We start from the raw sequence: 16,597 nt of genomic DNA, 5'->3' as shown, positions 1-16,597 counted from the left end.
GAGCCCCTGTGCGGCCGCGGAGACGTGCCCGGGGGCTGACGGGAGAGCGCCCGCATGCTCGACAACGAACCCAACGTCGGGGCCAACGGCCCCGCGGGGGACATAACGGAAAAGACAGTTCAGCCGCGTCGCCGCCGGGCCGCCAGCCGGCCCGCGGGACCGCCGCCGGAGCCCGAGGACCTGGAGCCCGCCCCGCCGGCGCCCGCCACGGCCGGGGCCGCGGCGGCCGGACCCGCCCCGGAGCGGACCGGTCAGGAGACCGCGACCGAGGCCCCCGCGGCCCCCGTCGCCTCCGCGCCGGAGGCCGGGGCCGAGCCGGAGGAGGCGGCGCAGGGGCCGGGGGAGGCGGCGCCGAAGCGCGCCACCCGGCACCGGGCCGCGGCGGCGACCACGGCGAGCACGACGACGGCGCGGCGCAGCCGCGCGAAGAAGGCCGAGCCTGCCCCGGAGGACGCCGGAGCGCCGGCGGACGCGACCGCCGAGGCCGCTCCGGCCGCCGGGACCGCCGCGGACGAGGGCGCCGCCCCGGAGGCGGCCGCTCCGGCCAAGCGGACCCGCACGCGCAAGAAGGCCGCCGCCCCGCAGCGCGCCGAGGAGCCCGCCGAGCAGCCCGGCCGGCAGGAGGCGCGGCCCGAGCCGGCGCCGCCCGCCGACCTGACCGAGGCCGAGGCCGAGGAGGTCGCCGCGTCGCTGCTGCTGTCGGGACCGGTCGGCGAGGAGCCGGCCGCCGGGGAGGACAGCGGCGACGAGGAGGCCGGCGAGCGGCGACCGGAGCTGTTCACCGACCCGTTCGGACTGACCGCCGCGGCGCGCCCCGAGGTGCCCTCGGTGACCTTCCAGGCTCCCGCCACGGTGTTCCAGCCGCTCTTCCAGGCTCCGGATCCGTCCCTGATCGAGCAGCCCGCCGTGCGCCCCGCGCCGACGCAGCCGTTCGAGCCCGCCGAGGCCGAGGCCGAGGAGGAGCCGGAGGACACGGAGGAGCCGGAGGAGGAGTCCGAGGAGGAGGCAGGCGGCCGTCGTCGCCGCCGCCGCAGGGGCGGCCGCGGCCGCGGGAAGACGCGCGAGCAGGAGGAGGCCGAGGGCGGCGAGCCCGAGCCCGAGGACGAGGAGTCCGCGGGCGCCGAGGCCGAGACCGACGCGACCGCACCGGCCGAGGAGGCCGAGGGCGCGGAGAACGGCACCTCGCGCCGGCGTCGCCGCCGCCGCCGCAGGAGCTCCGAGGACACCGAGGAGACCGAGGACGTCCCGCCGAACACGGTGGTGCGCATCCGCGCGCCGCGCGCCGGGCGCAGCGCCATGGACGAGGTGCAGAGCGTCCGCGGCTCGACCCGCCTGGAGGCCAAGAAGCAGCGCCGCAGGGAGGGCCGCGAGCTCGGCCGGCGGCGTCCGCCGATCATCACCGAGTCGGAGTTCCTGGCCCGCCGGGAGTCCGTCGAGCGGGTGATGGTGGTGCGCCGCACCGGCGGCCGGACCCAGATCGCGGTGCTGGAGGACGACATCCTCGTCGAGCACTACGTGGACCGCGAGGCGAGCCAGTCCTACGTGGGCAACGTCTACCTCGGCAAGGTGCAGAACGTCCTGCCGAGCATGGAGGCGGCCTTCGTCGACATCGGCAAGGGCCGCAACGCGGTGCTGTACGCCGGTGAGGTCAACTTCGACACCGCCGGCCTGGAAGGGCAGCCCAAGCGCATCGAGGCGGCCCTCAAGTCGGGGCAGTCCGTGCTCGTCCAGGTCACCAAGGACCCCATCGGGCACAAGGGCGCCCGGCTGACCTCGCAGATCAGCCTGCCCGGCCGCTACCTGGTCTACGTGCCCGACGGCTCGATGACCGGGATCAGCCGCAAGCTCCCCGACAAGGAGCGCACCCGGCTCAAGAGCATCCTGAAGAAGGTCATGCCGGAGAACGCCGGTGTGATCGTCCGCACGGCGGCCGAGGGCGCCTCGGAGGAGGAGCTCAGCCGCGACGTGGCCAGGCTCTCGGCCCAGTGGGAGAACATCCGGCGCAAGGCCAAGACGGCCAGCGCGCCGGAGCTGCTCTCCTCCGAGCCGGACCTGACCGTCCGGGTGGTCCGGGACGTGTTCAACGAGGACTTCACCTCCCTGGTCGTCCAGGGCGACGAGGTGTGGACCACGGTGGACGAGTACGTCCGCTACGTGGCGCCGCACCTGGCCGACCGCCTGACCAGGTGGGAGGAGGAGGGCGACGTCTTCGCCGCCTACCGGATCGACGAGCAGATCGCCAAGGCGATGGAGCGCAAGGTCTGGCTGCCCAGCGGCGGTTCGCTGGTGATCGACCGGACCGAGGCGATGACCGTCGTCGACGTCAACACGGGCAAGTTCACCGGCCAGGGCGGGAACCTCGAGGAGACCGTCACCCGCAACAACCTGGAGGCGGCCGAGGAGATCGTCCGCCAGCTCAGGCTGCGGGACATCGGCGGCATCATCGTGATCGACTTCATCGACATGGTGCTGGAGAGCAACCGCGACCTGGTGCTCCGGCGGCTGCTGGAATGCCTGGCCCGCGACCGGACCAAGCACCAGGTCGCCGAGGTCACCTCCCTGGGCCTGGTGCAGATGACCCGCAAGCGGGTCGGACAGGGCCTGCTGGAGGCGTTCTCCACCGTCTGCGAGTGCTGCAACGGCCGCGGCCTGCACATCTCGACCGAACCGGTCGAGGGCAAGCCGGAGCCGCGCGGCACCCAGGGCAAGATGGCGGTGGAGAAGGCGGTCGCGGAGAAGCTGGCCAAGGAGGCCGCCAAGGAGGTCGGGAGCGCGGTCGCGGCCAGCGAGCAGTCCGGGCGTGATACCGTGACCGATGCGCTTGACGACGTCCCGGTCGAGGACGCGCAGGCCGTACAGACCGCCGGGAGGGGGCGGAGACGCTCCCGCAAGGCCAAGCCGGCCGACTAGATCTCCTCCGCCGTCGGCGGGGGATCCGGAGGTCCGGCATCGCCGGCGCGCCATGCCGCGCCGGCACCCCGACGTTCCGCCCGGTTCGACCAGGGCTCCGTAGTCCGGTACCCTGATGAATCGGTGCGCTAGTGGCGCGCCCTGTTCGCGCGCCCACCCGGTACGTCGGTCAAACGGTGACCACAGCCGGATGCGGGCGCAGCATCCAGCGAGCAAGTAGGCAGAAGAAGGGTTCCGCGGTGTACGCGATCGTTCGTTGCGGCGGCAGGCAGCAGAAGGTCTCCGTCGGTGACGTCCTCGAGGTGGACAAGGTCGCCGGTGAGGTCGGTTCCACGGTTACGCTGCCGACGGTGCTCGTCGTCAACGATGGCGACGTGACCACCGAGGCGGGCAAGTTCACCGTCGCCGCCGAGATCCTCGGCGAGACCAAGGGTCCGAAGATCCGGATCCTCAAGTACAAGAACAAGACCGGTTACAAGAAGCGCCAGGGTCACCGCCAGCGGTACACCCAGGTGAAGATCACCGGCATCAACCAGGCCTGAGTTCGGGAGCTTTGAGAGATGGCACACAAGAAGGGCGCGTCGTCCACTCGGAACGGCCGTGACTCCAACGCTCAGCGGCTCGGTGTGAAGCGCTTCGGCGGCCAGCTGGTCAACGCCGGTGAGATCATCGTCCGCCAGCGCGGCACCCACTTCCACCCGGGCGACAACGTCGGCCGCGGTGGTGACGACACGCTGTTCGCGCTGGCCGCCGGCCACGTGCAGTTCGGCTTCAAGCGCGGTCGTCGCGCGGTGAGCATCGTCCCGGTCGCGGAGTAGATCCGCGCCGCACGACGTTACGACAGGGGTGGATCGCGAGCAGCGGTCCGCCCCTGTTCGTGTGTGAGCGGGGTGTTCCCGCCAGGCAAGATCCCGGTGATGGGGGTAGGAGAAGCAGACATGCCGGACTTCGTGGACCAGGTGGTCCTGCACATCAAGGCCGGTGACGGGGGACATGGCTGCGCCTCTGTGCATCGGGAGAAGTTCAAGCCGCTGGGCGGTCCCGACGGCGGCAACGGGGGCCGCGGCGGCGACGTGATCCTCGAGGTCGACCCGAACACCGCGACCCTGCTGGAGTACCACCGCCGCCCGCACCGCAGGGCCGAGAACGGCAAGCAGGGCTCCGGCTCCAACCGCGACGGCGCCAACGGCGCCGACGTCGTCCTGCCCGTCCCCGACGGGACCGTCGTCAAGGACGCCGCCACCGGCGAGGTGCTCGTCGACCTGATCGGCGCGGGCACCCGCTACGTGGTGGCCCAGGGCGGTCACGGCGGCCTGGGCAACGCGGCGCTGGCCTCGGCCAAGCGCAAGGCCCCCGGCTTCGCGCTGCTCGGCGAGCCCGGCGACCAGCTCGACGTGCTGCTGGAGATGAAGAGCGTCGCGGACGTGGCGCTGGTCGGCTTCCCCAGCGCGGGCAAGTCCTCCCTCATCGCGGCGCTCAGCGCGGCCCGCCCGAAGATCGCCGACTACCCCTTCACCACGCTGGTGCCCAACCTCGGCGTGGTCACCGCCGGCGAGACGGTCTTCACCGTCGCCGACGTGCCCGGCCTGATCCCCGGAGCCTCCGAGGGCAAGGGCCTGGGCCACGAGTTCCTGCGCCACGTCGAGCGGTGCAGCACGCTCGTGCACGTGATCGACTGCGCGACCATGGAGCCGGGCCGCGACCCGATCAGCGACTACGAGGTGATCGAGGCCGAACTGGCCGCCTACGGCAAGCTGGAGGACCGGCCGCGGCTGGCGGTGCTGAACAAGGCCGACGTGCCCGACGCGCGCGAGCTGGCCGACATCGTCCGGCCGCTGCTCGAGGAGCGGGGGTTGCGGGTCTTCACGATCTCCGCGGCCACCCACGAGGGCCTGCGGGAGCTGACCTACGCCATGGGCGAGATGGTCGCCGCCGCCCGCGCCGCCGCGCCGGCACCCGAGCCGACCCGCCTGGTCATCCGGCCGAAGCAGATCGGCGACGCCGGGTTCACCGTGCGCCGGGTCGACGAGAACACCTTCCAGGTCACCGGGGCCAAGCCGGAGCGGTGGATCCGCCAGACGGACTTCAGCAACGACGAGGCCGTCGGCTACCTCGCCGACCGGCTGGAGCGCCTCGGCGTCGAGGAGGAGCTCCTGGCGGCCGGGGCCACGGCCGGGGCCGAGGTCGTCATCGGCTCCATGGAGGACGGCTACGTCTTCGACTGGCAGCCGACGCTCAACGCCGAGGCCGTGCGGCAGGGACCGCGCGGCACCGACAACCGGCTCGGCTGACCGCTCCCCCTCACCTGCTCCACGAGAAAGGCACGCGTCGTGACCACCCCTGCGCGCGACCGCATCCGTACGGCCTCACGCCTCGTCGTGAAGGTGGGCTCGTCCTCGCTCACCACCCCGCAGGGGATGATCGACGTCGACCGGGTGGACGCCCTGGTCGACGTGCTGGCCGCCCGGCGGAAGGCCGGCACGCAGGTCGTGCTGGTCTCCTCCGGCGCCATCGCGGCCGGGCTCGGCCCGCTGGGCCTGTCCGCCCGCCCCCGCGACCTGGCCACCCAGCAGGCCGCGGCCTCGGTCGGCCAGGGCGTGCTGGTGGCCCGCTACACCTCCTCCTTCGCCCGGTACGGCCTGCGCGTCGGCCAGGTGCTGCTCACGGCCGACGACATGATGCGCCGCGCGCACCACGTCAACGCCCAGCGCACGCTGAACCGCCTGCTGGAGCTGGACATCGTCCCGATCGTCAACGAGAACGACACCGTGGCCACCGACGAGATCCGCTTCGGTGACAACGACCGCCTCGCCGCGCTGGTCTCCCACCTGATCCGGGCCGACGCGCTGGTGCTGCTGTCGGACGTGGACGCCCTCTACGACGGTGACCCCCGCAGGGCGGGCGCCCGGCGGCTGACGGACGTGCGCGGCCCGGAGGACCTGGAGGGGGTCGAGCTCGGCAAGGGCGGCGCGGTCGGCACCGGCGGCATGGTCACCAAGGTGCAGGCGGCCCGGATCGCCACCGGGGCGGGGGTGCCCGTGGTGCTCACCGCCGCCGCGCACGCCGCGCAGGCCCTCACCGGGGCCGACATCGGCACCTACTTCCACCCGGCCGGGCGGCACCCCGGCACCCGGCTGCTCTGGCTGGCGCACGCCACCACCGGCCGCGGGCGCCTCCACCTGGACCCGGGAGCGGTCGAGGCGGTCGTCGGGCGCCGCAAGTCGCTGCTGCCCGCCGGGGTCACCGCGGTGGAGGGCGACTTCGCCGCGGGGGACCCGGTGGACCTGTGCGGCCCGCTCGGCGAGGTCGTCGCCCGCGGCCTGGTCAACTTCGACGCCGCGGAGATCCCGGACCTGCTCGGCCGCTCCACCAGGGAGCTGGCCAGCGCCCTCGGTCCGGAATATGAACGCGAGCTGATCCACCGGGACGACATCGTCATACTGGATGCCACCGACTAGTTCCCTGGAGTGCGAGATGTCTGCGTCGGAAGACTTCCTGAAGGTAGCCCGGGCGGCGAAGGAGGCCGCCACCGAGCTGGCCCCGCTGCCGCGGGCGCCGAAGGACGCCGCGCTCCGGGTGATCGCCGACGCGCTGGTCGCCCGCTCCGCCGAGATCGTCGAGGCCAACGCGCGCGACGTGGCGAAGGCCCGCGAGGACGGCACCTCCGAGTACATGATCGACCGGCTCAGCCTGACCGCCGGGCGCATCGAGGCCATCGCCGAGGCCGTCCGGCAGATCGCCGACCTGCCGGACCCGGTGGGCGAGGTGGTCCGCGGAAGCACGCTGCCCAACGGACTGGAGCTGCGCCAGCTCCGCGTCCCGCTCGGCGTGGTCGGCATCATCTACGAGGGCCGGCCCAACGTCACGGTCGACGCGGCCGCGCTCTGCCTCAAGAGCGGCAACGCCACCCTGCTGCGTGGCTCCTCCAGCGCTTACGAGTCCAACACGGTGCTCGTGAGGGTCATGCAGGAGGCCCTGGCGGGTACGGCGGTCCCGGCGCAGGCCGTGCAGCTGGTGCCCGGCCGGACCCGCGACTCGGCCAAGGAGCTCATGCGGGCCCGCGGCCTGGTCGACGTGCTGATCCCGCGCGGCGGCGCCTCGCTGATCAACTCGGTGGTGCAGGAGTCGACGGTCCCGGTCATCGAGACCGGCACCGGCAACTGCCACGTCTACGTCGACGCCGAGGCCGACCTCGACCTGGCGGTCGAGATCCTGCTCAACGCCAAGGCCCAGCGCCCCTCGGTCTGCAACGCCGCAGAGACGCTCCTCGTGCACGCCGCGGTCGCCGACGCCTTCGTGCCGCGGGCGCTGGCCGCGCTGGCCGAAGCGGGCGTGACGGTCCACGGCGACGCGCGCATCGCCGCCTACGGCGAGGCCGTGGTGCCGGCGGACGAGGAGGACTTCCGCGCCGAGTACCTCTCGCTGGACATCGCCGCCGCCGTGGTCGACTCGCTGGAGGACGCGGTCCGGCACATCAGGGAGTACGGCTCGGCCCACACCGAGGCGATCGTCACCCGGTCGGTCACCGCCGCCCGCAGGTTCGTCGCGCTGGTCGACTCCGCGGCGGTGGCGGTCAACGCCTCCACCCGGTTCACCGACGGCGGGGAGTTCGGGTTCGGCGCGGAGATCGGCATCTCCACCCAGAAGCTGCACGCCCGCGGCCCGATGGGCCTGCCCGAGCTGACCTCCACCAAGTGGGTCTACACCGGTGAGGGCCACCTGCGCACCTCCGAGGGCAGCGTCATCCCGTCCTGCGGAGGCGCCTCCGCGCTGGACTGACCGGCACGCCGCCGGGACGGGGGCCGGGAGTCCGGCCGCCGCCCCGCCGGTTCGTTCAGGATCCGGTCAAGCGTCTCGCCGGATGCGGTAGGTAGCCGTGTCGGCTCCACCGGTGACGGGAAGGGGTGGTTGGATTGACCCTCATGCAGACCGTGATCGGGATCGTCTTCGTGGCCGCCGTACTGTTCGCCGTCGACCGGCTGATGCTGTTCCTGGAGAGCCGGGGGCACGTGAACTGGCGGCGCAAGGGGCGGCGGGACCTGTCCGCCGAGCCCGTGGCCGAGCTGGAGAGCCTGCTCGTCCCCGAGCCGCGGGAGGGGGAGCCGCACGGGGAGGACGCCGGGTCCGGGGCGCGGGCGTACGCCGGCCGCCCGTGAGCCGGCCCTGAGACATCCCCGTCCTCTGCCGCCGCACCGATCCCACCGCTCTCCGGCGCGTCGCCGCGGAATCGTCGTGCCCGCCCGCTATGGTGGGGTCTCCTATGGGTGGAGGGCGGGTGGGCAGGCTCGGGCGCGTCGGCCCGTACACGCTGGTGGATCGCCTCGGCAGAGGCGGCATGGGCGAGGTCTACCTCGCCACGACCCGGCGGGGCGAGAAGGTCGCCCTCAAGATGCTCCACGACGCCGTCGAGGCCGACTCCGAGGCGCGGATACGGCTGGAGCGCGAGGTCCGCGCGCTCCGCCGGGTGGAGAGCCCCTACGTCGCCCGGGTCCTCGACGCCGACCTCGACGGCGACCGGCCCTACCTGGTCATGGAGCACATCGAGGGCGACACCCTGCTGGAGCGGGTACGGCGCGACGGCCCGCTGCGGGGCGCCGAGCTGACCACCCTGGCCCACGGCCTGGCGACGGCGCTGTCGATCATTCACGCGGCCGGGGTCGTCCACCGCGATCTCAAGCCCGCCAACGTCCTGCTCGGCCCGTCGGGCGAGCCGGTGCTCATCGACTTCGGCATTGCCCAGGTCCTGGACGCCACCCGGCTCACCCTGACCGGCACGTTCCTGGGCACCCCCGGTTACGCCGCGCCGGAGCTGTTCGCGGACGAGCCGGTGGGGGAGCCGGCCGACGTGCACGCCTGGGCGGCGACCGTGGCCTTCGCCGCCACCGGCCGCCCCACCTTCGGCCGGGGCACGGTGGAGGCGCAGATGTACGCCGTCCTCAACGGCCAGGCAGATCTGGCGGGCGTGCCCGCGGCGCTTCTCCCGCTGGTCCGCGCCGCGCTCCACCGCGAGGCCGCGAAACGGCCCACGGCCGCGCTTCTCGCCGGGCGGCTGGCCCGCCTCGGCAAGGCCGCCTCCGCCGGGACGGAGCCCGCGGCCGCCGCGGAGACCTCCCTCAGGAAGACGGCCCAGCGGACGGGGCCGAGGACCGGGCCGCAGCAGAGCGGATCCCGCAGAAGCGGTCCGAGGACCGGGCCGCAGCGGGCGGGGGCGCAGCAGACCGGTTCCGCCCCGGCGCGGCAGGAGCCCCGCACGCAGGAGCCCCGCGCAGGGGCCGCGGGGAAGGAGAAGGCAGCGGCGCGCTCCGGTGCGGGGGAGACCCGGGCGGGGAGGCGGATCGCGGCGGCGGGCGCGCGGGCGACCCGGGGGCGGCAGGCGGACAGCGCCCTGGCGGCGGAGGCCGCGACCGGCGGCCGGGCCGGGCCGCTGCCCGCGGGGAACGTGACGCTGCTGCTCATCGCGCTGCTGGCGGTGCCCTGCGTGGTGGCCTCGGTGATCTGGCCGCCGGCGACCTTCGCGGTCACCGGCCTGTTCGTCGTCCTGGTCCGCGCGCTGTGGGCGGGGCACTGGCTGGTCAGGAAACGCAGGTCCGCCCGGGTCCGGGGCCTGCTGCGGGTGCTCGGTTTCCCGCTGACCCTGGCAGGTTCGCTGCTGACCGCCGTGGTCTGGCCGGGCGTGCCCGCCGCCGGGCTGGCCGTTCTCACCCTCTGGCTGGCCGAGGGCGGATCGCTGCCACCGGAGTGGTGGATGCGACCCGCTCCGGTCGCCGTCGCGGGTGTGGTGTTCGGGGTGGTCTGCGGCGCGATCACCGGCAGAGAGGTGGAACGGGCGGGCGCCCGCCTCCCCGAACTCCGCAGGGACGGCCTGCGCGCCATGGTCGTGCTGGGCGGGTTCAGTGCTCTGTGCACGGCGGCCGTGCGGGTGGTCGCGCTGGTCCTGTGAGGCCGGACCGGGTCTGGGAGAGGGGGTCGCTAGGCCACCTTGGCCGGGGAGGCGGTCCAGGTGTTGCAGGAGGCGGGGTCGCCGGTGGCGTAGCCGCGCTTGGTCCAGTGGAGCCGGTTGGAGCCCTTGCCGTAGACGCGCTCGGCGCCCTTGGCGTCACCGCTGCTCTTCAGGATGCCCTGCAGTTCCCTCCAGTCCCGGGACGACCGGTCGAGGGAGGACCAGACACTGCGGAGGAACACGCCGCTCAGGCAGTCGCCCTGCAGGCTGTTGCGGCGGATCTGCTCGTTCATCTCGTTCTTGCCGGAGTACGGCGCGGCCTCGAAGGCCTTGTCGATGCCGACCAGGTTCATGACGTGGAAGCCGTACAGCTCGGCGGCGGCGTGGAGGAGGAAGAGGTCGTCCGCCTCCTCGACCCAGTCCTTGCCGAGCTGCACGTGGACGGTCTTCGACTCGGCGCAGTAGTACGCCTGCGAGTTCTCCTTGCCGATCTCGTAGCCGCAGAATCCCTTGGGGATCCTCCCGAACTTCAGGACGGGCTCGCTGAACGGCAGACCGGCCTTCGTCAGGTGGGTCTTCCAGGAGTCGTTCAGACAGGAGTGGATCTTCGTCCAGTATTTCCTGGCCGAGGGCACGCTGCCGGCCTTGACGGACGGCTCGGCGCACTCCGTCTCGGCGAGCTTTCCGGTGGAGTAGAGCTTGCTCTTCGTCAGCGCCTCGTCCTTGACGGGGTAGGCGTGCGCCGTGCCGGTCAGGGCCGTGCCGGCGAGGAGAAAACCTGCCGCGCCGGTGAGGGCGGTGATCATGCGGATTCTCATGGACCGGCACGGTAAAGCAGTCCCGATTGATCGGCAAATCCGTTTCCATCCGTAAAAAGGCCCGGGAGGCGGACTCCCAGACCTTTTCGTGAACGGTGCCGGAACGGCGTGTGTCAGTTGTCGCGGCGGGCGAAGCGGTTGAAGATGCGCTCGCCGGCGTTGACCGCGCCCTCGGCCACGTCGCGCAGGACACCGATGAACGGGTCCTGCGACTGGGACCAGGACTCGCGGTAGGAGCGGGCCGCGGCCTTGATCTCCTCGGTGATCCTGGCGCTGGAGTCGTCGGCGCGGCGCGGGTAGGTGCCGGCGAGGATCGTCTCGTACTCGCCGCCGCGGCGCCACTTGTCGAGCTCGGCCACGCGGGAGACCGCGAACGGGTGGGTCGTGCCGAGCAGGTTGAGGACCTTCAGCAGGCCGTCGCGGACGTCGCCCGCCGTGTCGTACTCGCGGGCCTGGTCGAGGAAGGCCTCGATGTTCATCTCGTGCAGGCGCGAGCCGCCGGCGAGCTTCATCAGCGCGCGCAGCGCGGCCTCGGGGTCCTGGCCGACGAGGAGGCCGCCGCGGTCGGCGGAGAGCTCGGACTTGCGGTGCCACTCCTCCAACCCCGCCACGATCGCGCGCAGGCCGATGTAGCCCAGCGGGATCCAGGCCACCCGGGTGGCCAGCCGGGTGAGGATGTCCAGCATCGTGCGGTAGACGGCGTGGCCGGACAGGATGTGCGCGGTCTCGTGGCCGATGACGAAGCGCTGCTCCTCGGAGTCCATCAGGTCGAGCAGGCCGGTGCTGACGACGATGAACGGGTCGTCGAAGCCGATGGCCATCGCCTGGACCTTCGGGTCCTGCTGGACGTAGACCTCCGGGATGCGGGGGAGGTCGAGGACGTAGGCCGCGTCCCGGCCCATGTCGTGCAGGGCGCGGAACTGGGTGTCGCTCGTGCGCACCGCGGAGGCGAGGTAGATCAGGCGCAGGCGGCGCTCACTGATCAGTCCGGACATCTGCTTGAGGACCGTGTCGAACCCGCTGAGCGAGCGGAGGGCGACCAGCGCGGACCGGTCGGCGGGATGTTCGTAGGCCCGGGAGCTGATGCCGGGAAGCTGCACGCGGTTGCGATCCGGGGTGGTGGTCATGCCCGGCATGCTACGTCCGCCCCGCCGGGCACGCGCGGGGGGCGGTTAAAAGCTCCGTACGGCTTGCGCGTAAGGTCCTGTTCCATGAAGAACGCTCCCACCGGTCACGGGAAGCGCCGCCTGGGTGTCATGGGGGGGACCTTCGACCCGATCCACCACGGGCATCTGGTGGCCGCCAGCGAGGTCGCCCACCACTTCGACCTCGACGAGGTCGTCTTCGTGCCCACCGGCCGGCCGTGGCAGAAGGCATCCCAGGAGGTCTCCGCGCCCGAGGACCGCTATCTGATGACGGTCATCGCGACCGCCTCCAACCCGCGCTTCTCGGTGAGCAGGGTGGACATCGACCGGCCGGGGCCCACCTTCACCATCGACACCCTGCGGGACGTCGCGGCGGCCTACGGCCCGGACACGGAGCTGTTCTTCATCACCGGCGCCGACGCCCTCGCCCAGATCCTGAGCTGGCGCGACGTGGACGAGCTGTTCACCATCGCGCACTTCATCGGCGCCACCCGGCCCGGCCACCACCTGCACGACCCCGGCCTGCCCGAGGGGAAGGTGAGCCTGCTGGAGATCCCGGCGCTGGCCATCTCGTCGTCGGAGTGCAGGCAGCGGGTCGCCGCGGGCGAGCCCATCTGGTACCTGGTGCCCGACGGCATCGTCCAGTACATCAACAAGCGCGGGCTGTACCGGTCGGCGGAGGACTGACCGGGGCGTTCACCGCCGGTCCTCCGGTTCGGGGCACACCGGGGCGCGTCGGTGAAGACGGAGCCGACGGCCGGGTTCCTCGCGTACACCCGTTCAGCCGTTCCATGACCGCTGCCCGATGATGCGCCGTGTCCCGAGTGCGCGGCGGCAGCCCGCCGCATCGCCGGTGGGCGTGCCGGACCGCCGTCGGGCCAGGCGTGGTGGGGATCAAGGGGGGCGATGCGGTGTCGATTGATGATTAGGTTAGCCTTACCTAGCTTGAATTTGATTCTGGTTAGGTAAGCCTTCCCTATAGTCCTTGGGGGACCCATGCACCACCGCCCCTCCCGCTCCCGGCTGGTCGGCCTGCTCCTGCTGCCCTCCCTGTTCGCGGTCGCCGCCTGTGGCGCAGGAGGTGAGACAGGGGCCGTCACGGCCGAGAGCACCGGCAGGAGCGTGACCGTGAAGCACGCCAAGGGCAGCGCCACCGTTCCGGAGAAGCCCGCGAAGGTCGTCGTCTTCGACGTCGGCGTGCTCGCCACCCTCGACGAACTCGGCGTCAAGGTGACCGGGGTGCCGGTGGTCGACAACCTCCCGGAGAGCCTCGCCGAGTACGGCACGGACGCCTACACCAAGGTCGGCTCGCTGTTCGAGCCCGACTACGAGAAGGTGAACTCGCTGGAGCCGGACCTGATCGTGGTGGCCGGCCGGTCCTCGGCCGCCTACCCTGAGCTGGCCGAGATCGCTCCCACGGTGGACCTGAGCGTGGACAACGCCGCCTTCACGGCCAGCCTCCGCGAGCGCGTCGAGGCCCTCGGCACGATCTTCGGCAAGCAGGCGGAGGTCGAGCGGCGCCTCGACGCCATCGACGCCTCCATCGCCGAGGTCAAGGCCAGGGCGGGCGACCGCACCGGACTGATCGTGCTCACCACCGGCGGCAAGCTCAGCGCGTACGGCCCCGGCTCCCGGTTCGGCATCATCCATGACGCCCTCGGCGTGAAGCCGGCCGCGGACGGCCTGTCCGCGGACATCCACGGCCAGGCCGTCTCGGCGGAGTTCGTCGCCGAGACCGACCCCGACCTGCTGTACGTGGTCGACCGCGACTCGGCGATCGGCGAGAACGGCGAGGCCGCCGCGAAGGTGCTGGACAACGAGCTGGTCAACGGGACCAAGGCCGCAAAGAACGGTAAGATCGTCTACCTCGACCCCTTCGCCTGGTACGTCGCGCCGACCGCGCTCAGCTCGGTCGAGACCATGGTCGAGAACGTCGGCGACAGCCTGTCGTGACCGGTCGGACCTCGCCCGGGAGGTTGCGGGCGTGGCACCTGGTGGCCGGGACGGCGCTGCTCGCCGCCTCGGCCCTCGGGTCGCTCTTCGTCGGCGTCGGCGACCTCACCCCGGCCGGCCTGCTCGACGGGCGACCGGAGGACGTGCGCGTCCTGGTCGAGTCCCGCCTGCCGCGGATGCTCGCCGTGCTGCTGGCCGGCACCGCGATGAGCGTGGCCGGCCTGGTGATGATGCACATCACCGGCAACCGCTTCGTCTCCCCCTCCACGGCCGGGACCAGCGAGTCGGCCGCCTTCGGCGTGCTGGTGGCCACGTTGTTCGCCGGTGGGCAGGCCGTCTTCGTGAAGATGGCCGTCGCCGTCGCGTTCGCGCTGCTCGGCACGTTCTTCTTCATGTGGATCCTGCGCAGGCTGACCTTCCGCGACATGATCCTGGTGCCGCTCGTCGGCGTCATGTTCGGAGGCGTCGTCTCCGCCGCCACCACGTTCGCGGCCTACCGGTCCGACCTCCTGCAGAGCCTCGGCGCGTGGACGGCGGGTGACTTCTCCGGGGTGCTGCGCGGCCGGTACGAGCTGCTGTGGATCGCCGGGGCCGTCACCGTGCTCGGCTATCTGTACGCCGACCGGTTCACCATCGCCGGCATGGGCCGTGGCTTCGCCGTCAACCTCGGCGTGCGCTACGACCGGGTCGTCGGCACCGGCCTCGTACTCGCCGCCGTCATCACCGCAGTCGTCGTGGTCACCGTCGGGGAGGTCCCGTTCGTGAGCCTCATCGTGCCCAACCTCGTCACCCTGGCGCTCGGTGACAACCTGCGCCACGCGCTGCCCGCGACCGCGCTCGCCGGGGCACTGTTCGTGCTGCTGTGCGACGTCACGGGCAGGCTCGTCAGGTTCCCGTACGAGATCCCGGTCTCCACGGTCGTCGGCGTCGCCGGGAGCGCGGTCTTCCTCACGCTGCTGCTGCGCGGCGGCAGACGGATGGGGCTGCGATGACGTCCGTCCTCCCGGCGGGGCCCGCCTCCCCGGCCGCTCCGGCGCCCTCCCCGACGACCTCCGTCACGCTGGCCGCCGTGCGCCGCCGCGAGCTCCGCAGGCTCGCCGCGCTCGCGCTGCTCGCCGTCGCGGTGATCGCGGGGTTCTGCCTGATCGGGCTCACCGGCAACTGGGAGTACGCGCTGGGCGTCAGATCCCGCAAGATCGCGACGATGGCCGTGGTGGGAGTCGCGGTGGCCTGCTCCAGCGTGCTGTTCCAGACGGTGACGGGGAACCGCATCCTGACGCCCGGCGTCATGGGCTTCGACCAGCTGTTCGTGCTGATCCAGACGCTGATCGTGTTCCTGTTCGGCGCGCTGGCGCTCAGCTCGGCCGACCCCCGGCTGCTGTTCGCCGGGCAGGTCACGGCGATGGTGCTCTTCTCCGGCGCCCTGTACCGGCGGCTGTTCGGCGGCGGGCGCGACCTGTACGTCCTGGTGCTCGCCGGCGTCGTCTTCGGGACCCTGTTCCGCAGCCTGTCCTCGCTGGCCGCCCGCATGATCAACCCGAACGACTTCGTGGTGCTGCAGGACAGCCTGTTCGCCAGCTTCAACCAGGTCGACCCGGGCCTGCTCGCCCTGTCCGCGGTTCTCGTCGCCGCGATGGCCGTGTGGACCGCACGGTTGACGGGCCGGCTCGACGTCGTCGCCCTCGGCCGCGACCACGCGCTCAACCTCGGGGTCGACCACGCCTCGGTGGTCAGGCAGTCGCTGGTCGTCGTCGCCGTCCTGGTGTCGGTGTCCACCGCGCTGGTGGGGCCCGTCACCTTCCTCGGCCTGCTGGTCGCCAACCTGGCCAGACAGCTGACCGGGACGTTCCGCCACGGTGTGGTGCTGCCCGCCGCGGCGCTGCTCTCGCTGACCGTGCTGGCCGGCGGGCAGCTCGTACTGGAGCGGGTGCTGACCATGAACGGCGCGCTCAGCGTGGTCATCGAATTCTTCGGCGGTGCCTACTTCATCGCCCTGCTCATCCGGGAGTCCCGACGATGATCGAGATCAAGGACGTCACCAAGCGGTACGACGGGACCGCCGTCCTCGACGGGGTGTCGCTGACCATCGCCCCCGGCGGGGTGACCTCCCTCATCGGCGCCAACGGCGCGGGCAAATCCACGCTGCTGTCCGTCGTCAGCAGGCTCGTCCCCGCCGACGGCGGCACCGTCACCGTGGACGGCCTGGACATCGCCGCCGCACCCGGCGACGAGCTGGCCCGGCGGCTGGCCGTCCTGCGGCAGGACAACCACATGTCGGTACGGCTCACCGTGCGCGAGCTGGTCGCGTTCGGGCGCTTCCCGCACTCGGGCGGCCGGCTCACCGCCGCCGACCACGCGCTGATCGACGAGGCCATCGGCTACTTCGAGCTGGGCGAGCTGGCCGACCGGCACCTGGACCGGCTCTCCGGCGGCCAGCGGCAGCGCGCGTACGTGGCCATGGTGCTCTGCCAGGACACCGACTACGTCCTGCTGGACGAGCCGCTGAACAACCTGGACATGCGGCACTCGGTGCAGATGATGCGGCGCCTGCGGCGCATGGCCGACGACTACGGCAAGACCGTGGTCATGGTCGTGCACGACATCAACTTCGCCTCCTGCCACTCCGACACCATCGTGGCCATGAAGCACGGCAAGGTGGTCGCCCAGGGGCCGACGGCGGAGATGATGCGGCCGGAGGTGCTGGGCGCGGTGTACGACCTGGACATCGACGTGCACGACATCGGCGGCAGCCGCATCGGCGTCTACTTCGCCTGACGCCTGACGCCTGACGCCTGACGCCTGACGCCTGACGCCTGACGCCTGACGCCTGA

Annotated in this window: 15 protein-coding genes and 1 pseudogene; 13 read left to right on the top strand and 3 right to left on the bottom strand. The window is 72.3% G+C overall.

The window, feature by feature from the left end:
- Positions 1 to 54: 54 nt before the first annotated feature.
- The gene (locus tag ABD823_RS20275) at positions 55 to 2,910 is read left to right on the top strand and encodes an Rne/Rng family ribonuclease (RefSeq protein WP_344861875.1); all 2,856 of its coding nucleotides are present in this window, start codon (positions 55 to 57) and stop codon (positions 2,908 to 2,910) included.
- Positions 2,911 to 3,149: 239 nt separating this feature from the next.
- Positions 3,150 to 3,452 (top strand): 50S ribosomal protein L21, encoded by a 303-nt coding sequence (gene rplU / locus ABD823_RS20270; protein WP_344861873.1) that lies wholly within the window; start codon positions 3,150 to 3,152, stop codon positions 3,450 to 3,452.
- Here rplU and ABD823_RS34770 read toward each other — a convergent pair.
- Positions 3,440 to 3,499, bottom strand: a pseudogene (locus ABD823_RS34770) (hypothetical protein); the annotation flags it as partial. The gene rplU and the pseudogene ABD823_RS34770 sit on opposite strands and share 13 nt — an antisense overlap.
- Here ABD823_RS34770 and rpmA point away from each other — a divergent pair.
- The 6 genes from rpmA (at position 3,471) to ABD823_RS20240 (ending at position 9,850) form a co-directional block, all read left to right on the top strand.
- Positions 3,471 to 3,728 carry a 50S ribosomal protein L27 gene (gene rpmA / locus ABD823_RS20265; protein ID WP_344861869.1) on the top strand — a complete coding sequence of 86 codons (258 nt, stop codon included), beginning with the start codon at positions 3,471 to 3,473 and terminating at the stop codon, positions 3,726 to 3,728. The pseudogene ABD823_RS34770 and the gene rpmA overlap by 29 nt on opposite strands.
- 120 nt (positions 3,729 to 3,848) lie before the next feature.
- A complete protein-coding gene (gene obgE, locus ABD823_RS20260; protein WP_344861867.1) occupies positions 3,849 to 5,201 on the top strand; it encodes a GTPase ObgE in 1,353 nt (450 codons plus the stop codon).
- A 39-nt stretch (positions 5,202 to 5,240) separates the two neighbouring features.
- A complete protein-coding gene (gene proB, locus ABD823_RS20255) occupies positions 5,241 to 6,368 on the top strand; it encodes a glutamate 5-kinase (protein ID WP_344861865.1) in 1,128 nt (375 codons plus the stop codon).
- 16 nt (positions 6,369 to 6,384) lie between these two features.
- Complete coding sequence (locus ABD823_RS20250; protein WP_344861863.1) at positions 6,385 to 7,689, top strand: glutamate-5-semialdehyde dehydrogenase; 1,305 nt, start codon at positions 6,385 to 6,387, stop codon at positions 7,687 to 7,689.
- A gap of 143 nt (positions 7,690 to 7,832) precedes the next feature.
- On the top strand, positions 7,833 to 8,066 hold the full coding sequence (locus tag ABD823_RS20245; protein WP_344861861.1) for a hypothetical protein: 234 nt from the start codon (positions 7,833 to 7,835) through the stop codon (positions 8,064 to 8,066).
- A 119-nt stretch (positions 8,067 to 8,185) separates the two neighbouring features.
- Positions 8,186 to 9,850 carry a serine/threonine-protein kinase gene (locus ABD823_RS20240; RefSeq protein ID WP_344861859.1) on the top strand — a complete coding sequence of 555 codons (1,665 nt, stop codon included), beginning with the start codon at positions 8,186 to 8,188 and terminating at the stop codon, positions 9,848 to 9,850.
- 29 nt (positions 9,851 to 9,879) lie between these two features.
- On the opposite strand, the gene ABD823_RS20235 is transcribed toward ABD823_RS20240, so the two are convergent.
- Both ABD823_RS20235 and ABD823_RS20230 read right to left on the bottom strand, forming a co-directional pair.
- A complete protein-coding gene (locus ABD823_RS20235) occupies positions 9,880 to 10,668 on the bottom strand; it encodes a neutral zinc metallopeptidase (protein WP_344861857.1) in 789 nt (262 codons plus the stop codon).
- A 113-nt stretch (positions 10,669 to 10,781) separates the two neighbouring features.
- Complete coding sequence (locus ABD823_RS20230) at positions 10,782 to 11,804, bottom strand: M48 family metallopeptidase (protein ID WP_344861855.1); 1,023 nt, start codon at positions 11,802 to 11,804, stop codon at positions 10,782 to 10,784.
- Positions 11,805 to 11,879: 75 nt separating this feature from the next.
- Here ABD823_RS20230 and nadD point away from each other — a divergent pair, with 75 nt between their 5' ends.
- From nadD to ABD823_RS20205, 5 genes are all read left to right on the top strand, one after another.
- Positions 11,880 to 12,500 carry a nicotinate-nucleotide adenylyltransferase gene (nadD, locus tag ABD823_RS20225; RefSeq protein ID WP_344861853.1) on the top strand — a complete coding sequence of 207 codons (621 nt, stop codon included), beginning with the start codon at positions 11,880 to 11,882 and terminating at the stop codon, positions 12,498 to 12,500.
- 309 nt (positions 12,501 to 12,809) lie between these two features.
- Complete coding sequence (locus ABD823_RS20220) at positions 12,810 to 13,766, top strand: siderophore ABC transporter substrate-binding protein (RefSeq protein ID WP_344861851.1); 957 nt, start codon at positions 12,810 to 12,812, stop codon at positions 13,764 to 13,766.
- Positions 13,763 to 14,758, top strand: a complete 996-nt coding sequence (locus ABD823_RS20215) for an ABC transporter permease (RefSeq protein WP_344861848.1) — start codon at positions 13,763 to 13,765, stop codon at positions 14,756 to 14,758. Before ABD823_RS20220 ends, ABD823_RS20215 begins: the two co-directional genes overlap by 4 nt.
- Positions 14,755 to 15,786 carry an iron chelate uptake ABC transporter family permease subunit gene (locus tag ABD823_RS20210; RefSeq protein WP_344861846.1) on the top strand — a complete coding sequence of 344 codons (1,032 nt, stop codon included), beginning with the start codon at positions 14,755 to 14,757 and terminating at the stop codon, positions 15,784 to 15,786. Before ABD823_RS20215 ends, ABD823_RS20210 begins: the two co-directional genes overlap by 4 nt.
- The gene (locus tag ABD823_RS20205) at positions 15,783 to 16,541 is read left to right on the top strand and encodes an iron ABC transporter ATP-binding protein (protein ID WP_344861844.1); all 759 of its coding nucleotides are present in this window, start codon (positions 15,783 to 15,785) and stop codon (positions 16,539 to 16,541) included. The genes ABD823_RS20210 and ABD823_RS20205 overlap by 4 nt, the downstream gene beginning before the upstream one ends.
- The last annotated feature ends 56 nt before the right edge of the window (positions 16,542 to 16,597 follow it).

The sequence above is a fragment of the Planomonospora alba genome, from assembly GCF_039534085.1.
Taxonomy (GTDB): Bacteria; Actinomycetota; Actinomycetes; order Streptosporangiales; family Streptosporangiaceae; genus Planomonospora_B; species Planomonospora_B alba.
This window is presented reverse-complemented; position numbering and strand designations above follow the sequence as displayed.

Bases quoted from the DNA above. Each gene is read 5' to 3' on its own strand.
- ABD823_RS20275 (WP_344861875.1), top strand. From the start codon at position 55: ATGCTCGACAACGAACCCAACGTCGGGGCCAACGGCCCCGCGGGGGAC.
- rpmA (WP_344861869.1), top strand. From the start codon at position 3,471: ATGGCACACAAGAAGGGCGCGTCGTCCACTCGGAACGGCCGTGACTCC.
- obgE (WP_344861867.1), top strand. From the start codon at position 3,849: ATGCCGGACTTCGTGGACCAGGTGGTCCTGCACATCAAGGCCGGTGAC.
- ABD823_RS20250 (WP_344861863.1), top strand. From the start codon at position 6,385: ATGTCTGCGTCGGAAGACTTCCTGAAGGTAGCCCGGGCGGCGAAGGAG.
- ABD823_RS20245 (WP_344861861.1), top strand. From the start codon at position 7,833: ATGCAGACCGTGATCGGGATCGTCTTCGTGGCCGCCGTACTGTTCGCC.
- ABD823_RS20235 (WP_344861857.1), bottom strand. From the start codon at position 10,668: ATGAGAATCCGCATGATCACCGCCCTCACCGGCGCGGCAGGTTTTCTC.
- ABD823_RS20230 (WP_344861855.1), bottom strand. From the start codon at position 11,804: ATGCCGGGCATGACCACCACCCCGGATCGCAACCGCGTGCAGCTTCCC.
- nadD (WP_344861853.1), top strand. From the start codon at position 11,880: ATGAAGAACGCTCCCACCGGTCACGGGAAGCGCCGCCTGGGTGTCATG.
- ABD823_RS20220 (WP_344861851.1), top strand. From the start codon at position 12,810: ATGCACCACCGCCCCTCCCGCTCCCGGCTGGTCGGCCTGCTCCTGCTG.
- ABD823_RS20210 (WP_344861846.1), top strand. From the start codon at position 14,755: ATGACGTCCGTCCTCCCGGCGGGGCCCGCCTCCCCGGCCGCTCCGGCG.
- ABD823_RS20205 (WP_344861844.1), top strand. From the start codon at position 15,783: ATGATCGAGATCAAGGACGTCACCAAGCGGTACGACGGGACCGCCGTC.